Annotated in this window: 14 protein-coding genes; 1 reads left to right on the plus strand and 13 read right to left on the minus strand. The window is 38.6% G+C overall.

Annotated elements, in window-relative coordinates; translation table 11 throughout:
- Positions 1–504 precede the first annotated feature (504 nt).
- Entirely contained in the window at positions 505–1,353 is an 849-nt protein-coding gene (gene ispE, locus ACH0AK_RS11480; protein ID WP_023520512.1) for a 4-(cytidine 5'-diphospho)-2-C-methyl-D-erythritol kinase, read from the minus strand.
- A gap of 112 nt (positions 1,354–1,465) precedes the next feature.
- A complete protein-coding gene (gene mprF, locus ACH0AK_RS11485) occupies positions 1,466–4,036 on the minus strand; it encodes a bifunctional lysylphosphatidylglycerol flippase/synthetase MprF (protein WP_499796909.1) in 2,571 nt (856 codons plus the stop codon).
- 349 nt (positions 4,037–4,385) lie between these two features.
- On the opposite strand from mprF, the gene proC reads away from it, so the two are divergent.
- Positions 4,386–5,180 carry a pyrroline-5-carboxylate reductase gene (gene proC, locus ACH0AK_RS11490; RefSeq protein WP_226077025.1) on the plus strand — a complete coding sequence of 265 codons (795 nt, stop codon included), beginning with the start codon at positions 4,386–4,388 and terminating at the stop codon, positions 5,178–5,180.
- A gap of 133 nt (positions 5,181–5,313) precedes the next feature.
- Here the strand turns inward: proC and ACH0AK_RS11495 are convergent, their stop codons facing one another.
- The 11 genes from ACH0AK_RS11495 to yfmF form a co-directional block, all read right to left on the minus strand.
- Complete coding sequence (locus ACH0AK_RS11495; RefSeq protein WP_034691573.1) at positions 5,314–5,667, minus strand: hypothetical protein; 354 nt, start codon at positions 5,665–5,667, stop codon at positions 5,314–5,316.
- Between the two features lie 8 nt (positions 5,668–5,675).
- The gene (locus ACH0AK_RS11500) at positions 5,676–6,416 is read right to left on the minus strand and encodes a hypothetical protein (protein ID WP_023520514.1); all 741 of its coding nucleotides are present in this window, start codon (positions 6,414–6,416) and stop codon (positions 5,676–5,678) included.
- A gap of 527 nt (positions 6,417–6,943) precedes the next feature.
- Positions 6,944–7,600: a hypothetical protein gene (locus ACH0AK_RS11505; protein WP_023520516.1), complete on the minus strand. Its 657-nt coding sequence runs from the start codon at positions 7,598–7,600 to the stop codon at positions 6,944–6,946.
- Positions 7,601–7,724: 124 nt separating this feature from the next.
- Entirely contained in the window at positions 7,725–7,913 is a 189-nt protein-coding gene (locus tag ACH0AK_RS11510; protein ID WP_226077012.1) for a hypothetical protein, read from the minus strand.
- 239 nt (positions 7,914–8,152) lie between these two features.
- Positions 8,153–9,709, minus strand: coding sequence for a ribonuclease Y (rny, locus tag ACH0AK_RS11515; RefSeq protein WP_010734077.1), 1,557 nt, complete (start codon positions 9,707–9,709; stop codon positions 8,153–8,155).
- A gap of 288 nt (positions 9,710–9,997) precedes the next feature.
- Positions 9,998–11,038 (minus strand): recombinase RecA, encoded by a 1,041-nt coding sequence (gene recA, locus ACH0AK_RS11520; protein ID WP_010734076.1) that lies wholly within the window; start codon positions 11,036–11,038, stop codon positions 9,998–10,000.
- 105 nt (positions 11,039–11,143) lie between these two features.
- On the minus strand, positions 11,144–12,388 hold the full coding sequence (locus ACH0AK_RS11525) for a competence/damage-inducible protein A (RefSeq protein ID WP_023520517.1): 1,245 nt from the start codon (positions 12,386–12,388) through the stop codon (positions 11,144–11,146).
- A gap of 226 nt (positions 12,389–12,614) precedes the next feature.
- Positions 12,615–13,193, minus strand: a complete 579-nt coding sequence (gene pgsA / locus ACH0AK_RS11530) for a CDP-diacylglycerol--glycerol-3-phosphate 3-phosphatidyltransferase (RefSeq protein ID WP_019723896.1) — start codon at positions 13,191–13,193, stop codon at positions 12,615–12,617.
- A 171-nt stretch (positions 13,194–13,364) separates the two neighbouring features.
- Entirely contained in the window at positions 13,365–14,255 is an 891-nt protein-coding gene (locus ACH0AK_RS11535; protein ID WP_010734073.1) for a helix-turn-helix domain-containing protein, read from the minus strand.
- A gap of 295 nt (positions 14,256–14,550) precedes the next feature.
- Positions 14,551–15,840, minus strand: a complete 1,290-nt coding sequence (gene yfmH / locus ACH0AK_RS11540) for an EF-P 5-aminopentanol modification-associated protein YfmH (protein ID WP_023520520.1) — start codon at positions 15,838–15,840, stop codon at positions 14,551–14,553.
- A complete protein-coding gene (gene yfmF / locus ACH0AK_RS11545; protein ID WP_226077009.1) occupies positions 15,833–17,101 on the minus strand; it encodes an EF-P 5-aminopentanol modification-associated protein YfmF in 1,269 nt (422 codons plus the stop codon). Before yfmF ends, yfmH begins: the two co-directional genes overlap by 8 nt.
- Positions 17,102–17,147: the final 46 nt, after the last annotated feature.

A 17,147-nucleotide genomic window follows, 5' to 3' on the forward strand; every position in this document is an offset into this window, starting at 1 on the left:
TACGATTTATCAACGAGGATTAATGTACCAAATAAAAAAAAAACAGTCAATAGTTTAACCTGATTTTCTGATTTAAATGCAAACTTACCATGTAAATCGGAAAACAAATGAATTGCCCGTCATATCAACAACGAACGTAATTGTTTTCTTTCAACTTTGGTCAAAAAGTGGCTGTTCCACACTATTATTTTATGTCCCGAGAACAATGAACGATTGGTTGAGATTGATAACAAAAAAGAAGGTAACGATCCTTCATCTTCTAAAACGAAATCAGCGGGAAAGATGTCTGGAATATTAGTCCTCTCACATCTCCTAAAACTGAATAAACGGCAGAAACAGAAGTAACCTCTTCGAAAATAAGGCGCCATCCACAAAAATTTAAAAAACAATTTTCGTGGATGGCGCCTTATTTCTCGAGGCTAAACACTTCTATTCCGACCTCTTTTACCGCTTATTTTTCGAATCTGACTGCTTCCGTCATGACATCGTGTCTCTTTCATACGTTTATAGCGTTCTGACAAGATAAACTTCCTCACAAAAACCTTTTAATCCGTTGTAGACGCGTTGTGCTCTGGAATAGTGTTGACAAAGGGCAAAAACAGTTGGTCCACTACCGCTCATCAGGGCCGCGTCTGCACCATATTTGATCATTCGCTCTTTAATTTGATGAATGACCGGATGGCGTTTTCCTGTCACATCTTCAAGACTATTCCCCATTTTCGTCAACATTTTTTGATAATCTTGTTGTCGAAGCGCATCAGCCAACCCAGGAATATCTTGATGTTGGATTTTTTGCGTATCGATTTCTCGAAAAACAGTTCGTGTCGAAACACTCATTTTAGGTTTTACCAAGATAATCCAGCAAGAGGGCATCGCTGGCAACAATTGGACGATTTCTCCCTTTCCGCCTACGTAAGCTGTTTGGCCATAAACACAGTAAGGAACATCTGTCCCCACTTCCAAGCCGATCTCTGCTAGTTCTTCTAAGCTACAGCCTAACTCCCATAACCGATTGATCCCTCGCAACGCGGCAGCACAATCTGTACTTCCACCACCTAGGCCAGCAGCGACAGGAATATTTTTTTTCACAACGATTTTTACGCCTTTTTTGATTTGATATTTCTTTTTCAACAACAAAGCTGCTTGATACACATTGTTACGCTGATCTACCGGTAAAAATGCTTTATTCGTTTCAACAATGATCCGATCTTCCGATAGCTCTTCAAAGAACAAGTGATCAGCTAAATCTACACTTGACATCACCATTTCCAACTCATGATACCCATCTGGTCTTTTATATAACACATCCAACCCTAAGTTTATCTTCGCTGGTGCTTTTTCAATCAATTCCATCCTCTCACCCATTCGAAAAGTCTAAGTCGAAAGTATTCTATCATAGGGGAAAATAAAAGTATAGCTTCCACCAACATGCGTAAACACTTTCCTCACAGCTTTACAATCATTTTTACAATTCTGTCAGAACTTCTTCTGCTAGACTTGTTCCTTTTTCTTTCCCTTTGCCAATCAATAAGAAAAGCTGCCATGTGGCTAAAGTAAAACTACTTCCTTTCATATATGCAAAATAACGGCCTTCCCAATGAGTAACATACCTTTGTTTTTCTTCGTAAGCTAATTGGAATGAGTAAAAGAAATTCCCGTAATTAAAGATGATCCTCATCACTTTTTCTTGTAAGAACGAGAAATCAGTTTCTCCGACATTTGCAAGTGGAGCCAGTCCCAGATTTGCTTCTGCATACCCATTTTTGCGATAGACATCCAATAGATTTGCAAGTAAGTAATCACCTAGACTATTCGGCTGGTTCGGCAGATACCGCAATAAATCATACCCCGCTTGGCGGTCATTGATTGGTTGAGATGTAATAAACCCAACGATTTTCTGCTCTTTCCGAACAATACCAATACCACTCATCAAGAGATAATCTTTCTCAAAATAACCAACAGAGAAATGCTTCTCACGAGAACCATCCAACCATTTTTGAGAAACTTCTTGGATCGGTTCGAGCAACTCTTCAGGTAATTGGTCATACCAAGTAAAATGGTAGCCCTCATTCGTCAAACGTTGTAATTCGATCTGCTTTGTGCGCCAGTGTAGCGCATCTGAAGAAAGATCAGTAATTGCTGCTTCGCCAACTTTTGCAAAGTGAAAACCCGCTTCGTGAAGCATGACGACATAACTTTCGGATACTTTATAAAAAGCTAATTCATAGCCAAAACAATCGGCTTTTTTCAAAAACTCATGCGTAGCTGTACGTATCTTCGTTGGATCACCAATCGGATCACCAAGAACAAAACATTTATTCCCTTTGATTTGGTAACCAAACACTACTTTATCTTGACCATTTTCCTGATAATAAAAATAAGTATATCCAGGTAAGTGCAGATAATGACTAGCTGCCGTTCCACCATAGGCGGTCAAAAGGCGATTTAAACGCATTTGATCCAGAGGTTCACCAAACCCTGTCTCTGAAGCTAAATATTGGTACAATGCAACTAACGCAAGTAATGAGATCCCTAAACCAATCAGTCCTGAAAACCAAACATCCTCAGATGGAAAGAGAATAAAGCGATTCGCAGTTAAATCACCTACCCAAAAACTTCCACGGTGATAGCCTGCGATTGCATAAACAATAAATAAAAAGCCAAACAAACACGCATCAAATATGATTGCTCCCCAAGAATAGACGAACTTTTCACGATAAAACTCTTTTCGGGATAACCACACCGCTAATAAAATCAAAAGGTATACAACAATCAATTCCCATGATAAGGTTCGCATCACAGTGTTGATGATGCCAAAAGCGAGTAAAGCAATCGTAGGAATAAATGCTTTTTTGACTTTCATCGCTAAAGCTCTAGCTAGTCCTAACAATAAGAACCCAACCAGCAGATTCAATGACTGATCTAAAAAATCAAACGAAAAGGGTAAGAGTATTTGAAACAACCGACTGACAGTCGAAAGATTCGTGATCGTTGAAAGTAAGACCATCATGATTCCCGCAAAATAAACGGCACACACTAACACCAAATGAGCAATTTTTTGAAAAAATAGTCGGGGAATATTATCTAAAAACCGATTGATTTTGACACCTGTGTGTGTCAAAAATAAAACGATCCCTGAAAGAAATGGTAGAACATAATAGAACAAACGATAATAAAGTAACCAAACAAGTGCAACATCTTGCCGCACGCCAAGTTGACTCATTCCTAAGATCATCAGCACATCAAATGTTCCTACACCACCTGGCACCATCGTCAACATCCCAATCAATGTGGCAATGATAAACATAGGGTACAAGGACCATACAGAAATATCTACAGCCATCAAGCGCCCAATCAACAAGAAAACCACTAAGGCACCGGTCCATTGTCCAAAGGAAGCCAGCAACAAGCCCAGTAAGCCTTTAGGATAAAATTCTACAAATAGCGTTTTACGTTTCAAATAGGCAAACAAAAAGATAAGCGGTGCCAAAAAGCTACCACCAAATAACCAAATCCAATAACTGCGAAATACACTATCTGTTTGAAGAAAGAAGACATTGATGAATGTCACTAATGACCAAATAGAAAGACCCGTCAATAGAAACAAAGCAACCTTAGAGACTGTTGCCAACACCATTTTCCGATTCGTGTGCTTGCCATAAAAACTGGCGCGCAAGCTTGCTCCGACAATCCCTCCGAATCCTGCCAAGTTATTGATCGTATTCGTGATCCATGCAGATAACAAAAAGTCTTTACGACTCATTTTGGGCTTGCCTTGTTTTTCCAATACTCGAATCGTTACCCAATCATAAAGTAACATCGGCATCACACCAATCAAACCTGCTAATATCATCCATGCTAACGTGACATGACTTTGTTGTTCCATCGTGTGCCAGACATCTTGCCAACTCATCCTATGGGCAATGTTTGCGACTTGATTCGCCACAAAAACAAGGATCGATCCAAAGAAAATCAGCTTCAAAATCAACTGATGTGCTTTCACCCACTGGATCATTATCTGTAATTTATTTTTCACCGGCACCCTTCCTCACCTGTAGACTTTCTAAACATATACACTCATGTTATCTTATTTACATTGATTTTTCCACTTTGGGCATTAGGTTGTGAAAAAGCCGTTAAGCTCCAAGTAGTAAGACAGAACGTGGGAAAATAGCTCCTCATATTTTTTCACGTTTTGACTTACTATTGAAGGAGCTGGCTTTTTAATCGCTTTTATTCCCCCAGAAAAATCCGCCATTCACTAGCTTCACACTCACTGTCCTCCCCTTATGTATACTCTCCTTGACTTCTTCAAAATCAGTTCGTCTCTCGACTTGCAGGTTATGAGAAAAAAAGCTATGCTAAAAACCAAAGGAGAGGATTACATGAAAATCGGATTTATCGGTACAGGAAATATGGCACAAGCAATTATTCATGGTATCTTAGCAAATAATCTAGTGGCTAAAGAAGATATTTTTGTTTCAAGCGGTCATTATGAAAATGCCCAACGCTTTGCTGGTAAAGTTGGGGTCAATGCTTGCCAAACCAATCAAGAGATTGCTGAAAAAGCAGAAATCGTTGTTTTGGCAGTGAAACCAAAAATCATCGAACAGGTGTTAAATGAATTACGCGACCATCGTAAACAACAGTTGTTTATCTCAATTGCTTCAGGAAAATCGCTTGCAACACTAGAACAAGCACTGGATCCAGAAGCTGCTATCATTCGTGTGATGCCCAATGTCAACGTGAGTGTTGGCGCGGGTGTTTCTGCAATCTGCAAAAACCAAGCAGCAACAAATGAACAGTTGACACAAGCGACACAAATCTTTGAAGCGATTGGTAGTGTCTACCCTTTAGCAGAAGATGATTTCAGTACATTTATCGGATTGGCTGGAAGCTCCCCTGCTTTTATTTATATGTTGATCGATGCAATGGGACGTGCAGGTGTTTTACATGGACTACCTAAAAAAACAGCAACAGAAATTGCCGCTAAAGCGATTTTAGGTTCCTGCCAAAAGTTCCTAGCAAGCGATGAAAATCCTTGGGAATTAGTTGATCAAGTATCTTCTCCAGACGGAACGACAGTTGCCGGTGTCGTCGCATTAGAAGAAGCTGGGTTTATCCCTGCAATCATCACAGGGATCACGAAAACAATCGAAAAAGATAAAGAAATGTTGTAAACGAAGAAGCGATGCAAGGATAGACTGAAAAAAATAAAATTTAATATTGTTAAAAACAAAACAAGCCGAAGAATCCTAAAACGCCTGTGCCTACTTCTGGATTCTTCGGCTTGTTTATATTGAACAATTGCTATTATTTCTTGTTTCGCTGTGTAAACAAAATTACCCCATATAAAATTAGTATTCCTACAAGTATTAATATAGCGTACAAAAAACGTGTAATCTCAAATTTTTCAACCCCAAATGAGCTTACTATTTTAGGTGGTAAGTAAAAACACAAGAAGAGAAGAACCACATATTGGATTTTTCTTATCCTAGTTTCATTCTTAAACGGTTTAACGGATAAAAATGGAACGCCAAAAACATAGCCTAAACCACTGGTTGATATTAGTATGGATTTATTTCCTTTCAATAAAAACTCAACCAAGCCGATAAAGACTAATACAAGTAAAAATATAACTAGTAATTTAACGATGTATTTCTTCATAAGGTTAGTCACATCGTTCGATGCTGCGTTCCATGATATACCGTCCATGAGTCATTCCATACTTCTCGAACATATAATCCAATCCAACCATTACCACTAGTGTCTAAAGCCGATGCAATGGCTGCTCCACTAGATAGACCATATGCCCCCATATACTCAAGTAAAAATTCTGCTGCAATTGTTGCAATACCAAATACACCAGCTGTAAAAGTAATTAAAGACGCAATCCCTATATTTACTAGCGACCCAAATATATTTTTCCCTACAGCTAAATTCGTATAATTCCATGAGGTATATTTCAGACTTAGTAGATTATTTGAGAGATCATCTAACCCATTTTTTTCACTATTTTCGACTATCAATGGGTATTTTTCAGTTATTTGTCTATATTCACCATCATTATTTTTTTCTTTTTTCTCGACAATCACTTCACTACCTGTTCTTGTTACAGCCATTGTTTCTAATGTTTGTAAATTAGTAACCTCTGCGGCCAATACATTATTGTTTCTATCTAGCAACTGAATAATATGCTCATTGTTTTCATCGAATTGATTAATCTTAGCAGTATTCTTATAAGTGATAACCGCATCATTAAATAAATCCGTTTGATAAGATTTAGCCTCTGTCGTTGTTTTTTCTTGATACTCCGAGGCAAATACTGACTCATTAACTCCTAAAACCGAAAATACTATAACACTAGCTAACGTACTGATTGTGACAGATAAGGTAATGATTTTAGATTTAATCATTTATACTCCTCCAACAATATTTTGTGAGAAATCTCTCTAAATATTAAACCACATATTTAAAGCCCTACATTAAATAATTTATGTTTTTTTATTATTGACACAACAAACGCAATAACATACTGATAAAAAAACACTAAATCACTTGCTTACACCAGAAAAATAACTATAAAATAGTTATTTTAAAATTAAATAATAACAATAATATATAAAAATCCTTGTAAATTCACTTTTTTCTGTTACCTTAGAACTGAATAAACGCCGAGAACATCCGTAACCTCTTCGAGAATAAGACCGCACATTTTTATGCTTACTGTCTTAGTAATCGAAGAGGTTGTTCTTCATATTTTAGCTGATACTTACAGTAGTAAAATTATACTTTATCTCTATGCTATTTTTTTTGGCTAGTGTCCTTTACTGTTCGTTTTACAGACTAACCTGTTTTCCCTTCACGATAGACTGCTGGTAAGTGATTGTCGCGTTGGTCTCTTTACTAACCTTTTTGCCATGACTTATGATCTTTGCAGAATCTACCGCTCCATCTCTTGTTTGAGCAGGTACTTCTGTCGACATTTTGGTACTGCTTGTTTCTTTTCTAAACGTTTAGCTTGTTCAATCACTAAAAAAACACCTGTTTGCATCGTCGTTGCACCACTAAACAGCTTACTATCTCCTAATCCTTCTTCTTTTGTCTCTCTTTTGACGCGGGGGTTATCGTGGAACTCATTTTTATCCTCACCCCCTCTCATGATCCTTGCAAAATTCGCTACTTCATCTCTTATTTGAGTAGATCTTGTCGGCGTCATTTCAGACAATTCTTGCTTTTTTTCTAAATCTTTGGTTTGTTCTAAAACAAAGAAATTAACTGTTTGCATCATTGCTAACACAGTGAATAGCTTGCCATCTCCCATTTCCTCTGCCTTTGTTTTTCTTTTGACACACGGTTGGTTATAGAACCTATTTTGATTGGCAAAATCTCTTATAATCGTTGCAAGCAATTGAGCATCCGTCAATTTGAACTTAGTAAATAATAAAGGGTCTGTTTGAAATGCTTTGATGACAGTTTTTTTAGATGACTGAGGGGCATTTTGCTTTTTTGCTACCGCTGTAACAAATTGATCAAAATTAGGAGGTTCAAAATACTCTGCGTAGCGTGCAAGAAAATCATCTTTCACATGTTTGACCACTAGGCAAAAATCCAATAGACGTTAGCCCATATTTAACAACATCATATGTTCCTAAAACAATGTGTGTAGTTTCATGCGTAATCGTAATCTCTGGGGGTGCTGCCATTTGGATTCCTGATAAAATTTATGGTCTTCTATGGAAAGCATCCGCTACAATAATGATGCGACACTCAGCATCTTCTTTCAATACAAAGGCATAGGCTTTCGGATCATCATTACTAATGGAATAATAGGCATGTGTCTTCTCATCTAGCACAAAATCAGTCGAAACGACCCAAATATTTTCAAATCCCCAGTCTGCTGTTCGACGCAAACATTGTTCGCCTTTTGTTGCGATCGAAAGGAGTCGCTCGATTGATTCCTTTAAAATCTTCTCTTATTGAAAAGAAGGTGGTATATCAAGGAATTTTCTTAAGTATTGACCTTCGACTGTTTCTGCGATTTTATCTACTTTTAATAATTCTAAACACACATCTTTGACTAAAGTCAATAAAAAAAATGACCCAACAGACTAATCTAATCTGTTGGGTCATCCTATATTTTAACTATTTTTTATTTCGCATAATCGGTTGCACGAGTCTCTCGGATCACGATTACTTTGATGTGTCCTGGGTAATCCAGATCATCTTCGATGCGTTTACGGATATCGCGTACTAAGCGTACCGCGTCTAAATCAGAGATTTCTTCTGGTTTGACCATGACGCGTACTTCACGTCCGGCTTGGACAGCAAAACTTGATTCAACACCGGCAAAGCTGTTTGAGATCGTTTCTAGGCTTCTCAAACGACGGATATAGTTTTCCAATGATTCGCTTCTTGCACCTGGGCGAGCTGCTGATAATGCGTCTGCAGCGGCAACTAGGACGGAAATAACAGAAGTCGCTTCGACATCGCCATGGTGAGAGGCGATCGCATTGATCACAACTGGATTCTCTTTGTATTTCGCTGCTAGTTCTGCACCGATCTCAACATGTGAGCCTTCAATTTCATGGTCTAATGCTTTCCCGATATCATGCAGCAATCCCGCACGTTTCGCCAATTGGATATCTTCGCCTAACTCCGCTGCTAAGATTCCTGATAATTTCGCTACTTCGACCGAGTGTTTCAACACGTTTTGGCCATAACTTGTTCGGAAATGTAGACGACCCATGATCTTGATCAAATCTGGATGAAGCGTATGTGCGCCGACTTCAAAGGCTGCTTCTTCTCCATATTCTCGAATCCGTTCGTCCATTTCTTTGCGTGATTTTTCAACCATTTCTTCAATACGCGCTGGATGGATCCGTCCATCTTGAATCAGTTTTTCTAATGTCATTCGTGCGATTTCTCGACGAATTGGATCAAATCCTGAAAGAACGACTGCTTCTGGTGTATCATCAATGATCAAATCGATCCCTGTAAGGGTCTCAAGGGTCCGAATGTTTCGTCCTTCACGTCCGATGATACGACCTTTCATTTCGTCATTTGGCAATGTCACGACAGACACTGTCGTTTCAGAAACTTGATCTGCTGCACAACGTTGGATAGCCAATGAGAGCAAGTTCTTCGCTTTGCGATCTGCTTCTTCTTTTGCACGTTGTTCTGATTCTTTTACCATCAAGGTCAGTTCATGATTCAACTCTTCTTCGGTTGATTTCATGATTACTTCTCTTGCATCTTCTTTCGATAAACCAGCAATTTTTTCTAATTCTTTTTGTTGATCTTCAATCAATCTTTCAACGTCTTTTTCTCGCTCTTCAATTAATTGCTGTTTTGAACTAAGTGCCTCTTCTTTACTTTCAAGTGAGTTTTCTCGTTTTTCTAACGAGTCATCTTTACGATCTAACGTTTGTTCGCGTTGGATCAATCGATTTTCTTGAGATTTTAGCTCTAATTTACTTTCTCTCAGCTCACTTTCAACTTCAGAACGATATTTCTGATTTTCTTCCTTAGCTTCCAACAATGCTTCTTTTTTTAGAGTTTCTGCTTCTTTTTTTGCACCTTCAAGAATACTTGCAGCTGATGTTTTTGCACCAGCAATTTCTTTCTCATGACGTGACTTCGCAACCATAAACCCTAAACCAAGACCGACAATTAAACCGATGATAGCGAGGAGAATGTTGAGTCCCATTAAATCCACCTCCATACTATCTTTTCCATTTTTATCATCTACCAATTTCTATGATAAATTATTCTAAACTATAAATATGCTGTTGCATATGTGCATAAAAACCTGCACAAGTTTATTCTAATGTTTGTTTCCAGTAGTGTCAACTTTAAATACGAAAAGAAACGGCTTCCTCGTTTTTCAAAAAAGGGAGGTTTTGAGCGAGTGATGACTTATTTTTTTGTGCTTATTCTAGAGAAAAATAAAAAAACATCCGGTAGTTATTAGACTACCGGATATCCGCTTATTTCTTTATTCATCTAGTGGTAATTCTTCTTGTGCTTCTTCTGGTACATCAACTGGTTCACCGATGCCATAAGCTGCACGCACTAATGTAGATACTTCAGCCATCATCTCTGGATGATTTGACATATAGATTTTCGCGTTTTCACGACCTTGACCAATGCGATCTTCTTTGTAAGAATACCATGCACCACTCTTGTCAACGATATCTTTTTCAACTGCCATATCCAATAGCTCGCCTTCTTGAGAGATACCTAAGCCATACATGACATCGACTTCAGCGATTTTGAATGGTGGCGCTACTTTATTTTTTACGACTTTGATCTTTGTACGGTTACCGACAATGTCCGTTCCTTGTTTCAATTGTTCAGCACGACGTACTTCCAAACGGATCGTTGCATAGAACTTCAGCGCACGTCCTCCTGGTGTGATTTCTGGATTACCGAACATCACGCCAACTTTTTCACGAATTTGGTTGATGAAAATCGCGATCGTTTTTGTTTTGTTGATCGATCCTGACAGTTTACGTAAGGCTTGAGACATCAAACGAGCTTGTAACCCTACGTGTGAGTCACCCATCTCACCGTCGATCTCTGCACGTGGTACTAAAGCTGCTACTGAGTCGATAACGACAATATCTACTGCACCACTTGATACTAAAGCATCAGCGATTTCTAATCCTTGTTCTCCTGTATCCGGTTGAGAAAGGAGTAATTCATCGATATTTACCCCTAATTTTTGGGCATATTGTGGATCTAAGGCATGTTCCGCATCAATAAAGGCGGCAGTCCCACCATTTTTTTGGACTTCTGCGATTGCATGAAGTGCAACCGTTGTTTTACCTGAACTTTCTGGACCGTAGACTTCAATGATCCGTCCACGAGGATAGCCACCTATCCCTAAAGCAACATCTAGTGCAAGAGAACCACTTGGAATTGTCGAGATTTGTTGGTCGATTTTTTCGCCCAGTTTCATGATCGAACCTTTCCCATAGTTCTTTTCAATTTTTTTCAATGCAGCATCTAAGGCTGCTTTACGATCATCTGCCAATACGATAATCCTCCTTATTTTTACGACTCAAAGTAACATTTCATTACGTTTATAATATCTTTTTTATTTATAAAAAGCAAGCGAAAACCGAACAAATATTCGCATTTATTTTTTTCTTAATAGTTGCTTTCTTAGCAGATCAAATCCTTGCATAATCGCGCTATTTCTGATTGCCGAACGGTCTCTTGTGAAGTGACATTCTTTTGTTTCTACGCCTTCTTTTGATGCAACGGCAAGCCAAACTGTACCCGCAGGGTGTCCTTCTAATGTGTCGGGTCCCGCTACGCCAGTAAACGCTACGGCATAATCTGTACCAACGAGTTGGCGTGCTCGAATCGCCATTTGTTCGGCGCATTCTTTACTGACTGTGCCAAACTGCTCTAACAGGTCTGGATCGATGCCTAAGAGCTTTGCTTTGGTCTCTGCTGAATAAGTCACAAAACCACCAGAAAAGACTTGAGAGACGCCAGGAATCGCTCCTAGTGCGGATTGAAAGCCTCCGGCTGTCAAACTCTCAACTGCTGTGACTGTCTTCCCCTGTTCTTTCAGTAGATCCACGACGGCTTGTGGCAACGAATAGTCATCCCCATAGCCATAAAAATATTCACCGACACGGGCTTGGATTTTTTCTTCTAGTGCGTGCAACGCTTGATTCCCTGCATGGATGTCTGACGTTTTGACGGTCAATCTCAGTGTGACTTCATTTGGTTTGGCATAAGGAGCAATCGTGGGATTGATTTGTGTAGCAATCAAGTCTTTTAGATCGGTTACTAATTGTGATTCACCAATGCCATAGAAGCGCAACACTTTTGAGATCAGTTTTTCTTCTGAAGGGAATTGTTGTTCTAACAAGGGGCGTACTTGTTCTACAAACATCGGCTTCAACTCACTCGGTGGCCCAGGAAGTAAAAGATAGGCATTGCTTTTCGTTTGATAAAACGTGCCTAACGCTAAGCCAGTTCGATTAGGTAATGGTGTGCCACCTTCAATGATTTGGGACTGTTGTAAATTGTTATCCGTCATTTTTCTTTTTGTCGTTTCGAAAAATGCCAACAGTTTCTTGTAACCTTCTGTATTTTGGATCAGTTTTCTATCAAGGTGTTTTGCAACAACTTCTTTTGTTAAATCATCTTCTGTTGGTCCTAATCCACCACATAAAATGATTAGTTCACTTCTTGATTCAGCTAACTGGAGTAACTCCTCCAAACGAGTCGGATTATCCCCGACAACTGTGTGATAATAGACATCGATTCCTAGATCTGCTAACTGTTCTGATAAAAATGTCGCATTCGTATTCACGACTTGTCCAAGTAATAATTCTGTTCCTACTGCTATGATTTCAGATTTCATATTTGATCGCTTCCTTTAGTTGAGGTTGCTTTTGCAACATCTCTATTTATCTGTAAATCAGTCTTTGTTCGACTAATTATCTCTACCAAATAGTATACGCTATTTGCTGATAGAATCATTTCTCCTTGCTCAATTTATTCTTGTGATTGCGTCTATGTCAAAAAAATAAAAATCAGACCGGAAATGACCGATCTGATTGCAAGGTTCACTAAGTGACTCTATGATTTTACATGGATCCTTTGAATACGCCACGATTCTTGATAAAGTAATCGACACCTGAATAGATGGTAAAAATCAGACAAGCGTATAACATGATTTGATCAAGGGGTACATTGATCAAGTTGAATGGGATATTATTGATGAATAATAAAATGATCGCAATCATTTGAGTAGCTGTTTTTACTTTTCCAGGCCAAGCAGCTGCCATGACTTCCCCGTCCTCGACAAGCAATAATCGTAACCCTGTTACAGCCAACTCACGACAAACGATGATCGCAATCACCCATGCTGGCGCTTTTCCTTGACCTACCAACATGATAAAAGCTGTCATAACTAACATTTTGTCTGCTAATGGATCAGCAAATTTTCCGAAGTTCGTCACTAATCCTCTGGAGCGAGCAATTTTCCCATCTAGCCAATCCGTCACACTTGCTAAAGCAAAAATGATGGCACCTACTAGCTGAGTGATCGCTAATGACGTTGTTCCTACCGTTAATTGCCCCCAATCTAACGGAAGGCCGACGACTAAAATAAACACTGGAATCATACAGATTCTAAGTACAGTTAATTGATTTGGTAAATTCACAAGAACGACTCCTTTCTTTCCTATTTTACGTCAGTCCAGCAAAAGTTTCCACCAATAGTCTCTCAATTGCTAAACAAATCTTTCACTACATTATAACCTACTATCTAAACAAGAAAAGAGAGCCCAACACGAGATTCCGGCTCTCTTTTACACGGTTGATGTTTAAACTAGTTATTCTGCATACTGCAAGGAAAGCGAAATATTCTTCAGACTCGTATTATTTGGGCCTGCGTTGATAGGCAGTTCTTCACCATTTAATTTGACCGTTGCATTACTCGCTGCTCCAAGTGTGATCATTGCATTTGTCGTATTTTCTGGAAGTTCTGTTGTTTTTGTATCATTGGCAACCAAGGTTTCTTGATAGTGATAGTCAAACGTATTGTTCAATTGGACACCAATCCAGACACGTTCACTTGCTGTAAATTCCAATGTGATCGGTTTTTTCGCATCTTTTACCTCGATTGAAAGCGCACTTCCTGTGTCTTGTCCCGGTGTGATGATCATTTTTTTCTCTTCTTCTGTTGATTTTGTTGTCGATTCCACGGTCGATTCAACCGTTGATTCACTTGACTCCGGTTCTTCTTCCGTGATCGAACCATCGACAGATACCGTTGAAGCTGTTCCACCAATGATCGGCTCCGATTGACGGTCTTGCCATGACATATATGCCACTACTGTGATAATTGCTACAGCGACTAATCCTAATAAAATCACTGGCAGACTTGTCCAGAATTTTGTTAGATTCTTTTCTTCTTCGTGCATGGCTTTTCTTGAACCACTCACTGTTTCTGGTTCTGGTCGTTTTTTGATGGTCTCATCTGCGAAAGATTTTTTCCCATCAAAAACATCCACTAAATAATCACCATCTTCACCAACAGCTTCTGCATATTGACGAATAAATGCACGAACATAAAATTTACCTGGCAATTGATCAAATTCGTTTTGATCGATCGATTCCAAGTAACGTTTTTGGATCTTCGTCATTTGTTGTAATTCATCTAATGATATTTTTTTGTTTAAACGGGCTTGCCGTAATTTTTCCCCGATGGTTTCAAAAGCCACTCGTTCATCTTCTCCAGTCTGTGTATTCTAGTCAGAAGGTGCTTTCTCTACTGAGGATCGACCATTTTTTCTGACTGCTTCTCATTGAATTTTTGCTTTATTCATGCTCAATGTATAGTGTTCCCTCTATATTGATCAATCTTGCACTCAATCTACTTAAGAATACCACAAAGCGAACTTACTTTGGACAACATTTCATCTGTTTTAAAGTGAAATTTAAAACTTTCTTTTATTCTTACAAAAAGCATGACGAAACAGCGAGTATGTCCAATAAATTCAGAGTTTTTTTACTGTTTCACTTTTTTGGCTGCATATAAAATTCACTAAACACATCAGCATTGATAAAAGAGCGTCCTACTTGAAGAAGATCCGTCATCTGGATTGATTCAATGATTTCTGGCAAATCAAACAATGTTTGGTCACCAAATAGACTTTGTGTAAATTGATTGGCGATGTATTCGATGGAGTTCAATGATTGGAAATACTGCCCTAACATTTTCTTTTTCAATAAGTTCAAGTTTTCTTCTGTGATTCCTTCGTCATGTTCAAAGTTCAATAGAATCTCTTTTATTTTTTTTACTGCTAGTTTTGGTTGGTCCGAATCGCCACTGAAGTCAGCAAAATGAAATTCACGATCTAAACTAAACTCAAAGCCAAAACTATCATCAATAATTCCTTCGTTGTAAAGGGCTAAATAGTTTTGTGCAGTTGGGCCTAAAAGTAATTGTAGTAACAAACGAATCGCTGTTTTATATCTGAGCAATTCTCTCCCATTTTCAGGTAACACATCGATTCCTTTGATCCCTAACACAAATTTTTCTCGTGTGATCGCTGCTTCTAAGGTACTTATCGGCAGAACATCTGCTTGATTTTCGGGAAAGAATCGTTCGATTTTTTGAGCGGGTGGAAATTCTTTGGTAGCTTGATTGTGGCGAATTTGCTCCATCAACTGTTCTGGTTCCAAATTACCAACTACAAATAACACCATATTGCTTGGTTGATAAAAGGTGCGATAGCAAGTATATAGATCCTCTGCTGTGATGTCAGCAATACTTTCCACCGTTCCTGCAATATCGATGTGTAATGGATGATTGGGGTATAGATTGTTTAAGATACCAAAGAATAACCGCCAATTCGGATCGTCTTCATACATCTGGATTTCTTGACCAATGATCCCTTTTTCTTTGTTGACTGTTTCTTCAGTAAAATAAGGTGCTTGAACAAAATCAAGTAAGGTCAAAAGATTCTTTTCTACCTGATCTGTCGTTGAAAACAAATAGCTGGTTTTTGTAAAGCTCGTGAACGCATTCGCTGATGCTCCTTGTTGACCGAACAACTGGAACACATCGCCTTCTTCTTTTTCAAATAACTTATGTTCCAAGAAATGCGCGATCCCATCAGGAACTTTCACTTTTTCCGTTGCATCATAGGGAATAAATTCATTGTCGATCGACCCATAGTTCGTACTGAATAAACCGTATGTTTTGTGATAATCGTTTTTTGGTAACAAGTAAACCGTCAAACCATTCGGTAAGACTTCGTGATACAGTGTTTCATTGATTTGACTGTACTCTGCTTTATGCATTCTCTTCACCTCCAGCTAAAAAGAAAATTGCTTGTAATTCGATTTGGTTTGCCACTTCTTGAATATCTTCGATCGTTACACGTTCCATGCGAGCCAGCCATTCCTCGTCCGATAGTTCAGTATCAGGAAGCCAGTGTGCTAAATAAGCGGATTCGATTGCAGCTTGTGGCGAATCCAAAGACAACAAATAGTGATTACGTAACATTGCCTTGGTTTGTTCAAGCTCCAATTTAGTGACTTCGCCATTTTGTAAACTTGCCAGTTGTTGATGGATCAAGTGCAAGACTTGATTACGATTTTTGGTCTCAATGCCTGTTTGTACAGTCAATAACCCACGAAAAGTATCAACGTTGCTAGACGCATAATAAGCTAGGCTTTCTTTTTCACGTACATTCATGAAAAGTTTGGAGTGAGGGAAGCCTCCGAATAAGCCATTAAAGACCATCAATGAAAAACGTTCTGGCTGATCGTAATAAACATTGGTTTGATAGGCTAGGTTCAGTTTGGCTTGCACCACTGGTTCTTGGATTTGTCGTTCCTTGATCACGTTGTTTTGTGTTTGTTGATAAAAGATTTCTGGTCGTACCACTTTTCGCTCAGTGAAAGGAAGCTCTTTTAACACTTCGATTGCCATTGTTTCTTCGATATCACCCACTACAAAAATATCCACTTGGTCTTCTTTGATCATACGTGCATAATATTCTGCTAAGGCACTTGATGTGATATTTTCGAGTTCTTCAACGGACCCCATACTTGGGATTTTTTGTGCATCTGACTGTTCAAAATATAATTCTTGTAATGCTAATGAAGCCATTGTTTGCTTATCTTCATTTAAGCTTTCCAAATATTGCTTTAAGTTATTTTTCTCTAAATCAAATGTTGCTTGATCAAATGTTTGATTTTTGATGTTAGGGAAGAATAATACCTCTTTTAAAAAGGAAACGGCATTCGTCAAAATCGTGCTGTCATTGACATACGCACCATTGACGAAACTGATTCCCGCATTCATCCAATGTAGATTGCCTTTTTTCCGAACAGAAAAACCGAAACCAGCTCCATACAAATCAGCTAATTTTGCACTTAATTGTGTCTGATCCGGATAGTTCAAGCTATTCGTCTCTAATAAACTACTCAGTAATGAACGTTTGGTGACGATGTCTTTTTCTAAGGCTGTGGTGAACCGTACAAAAATACGGATCGTTTTAAATTGTTTGGTTGGTAGCACATGAAGGTTGACACCTTCTGTCAATTGATAGGCCATAAATAACTACTCCTTTTTGTCATGATCCTTGGATCTCTTAGCGATG

Source organism: Enterococcus pernyi, from assembly GCF_045371165.1.
Taxonomy (GTDB): domain Bacteria; phylum Bacillota; class Bacilli; order Lactobacillales; family Enterococcaceae; genus Enterococcus_B; species Enterococcus_B pernyi.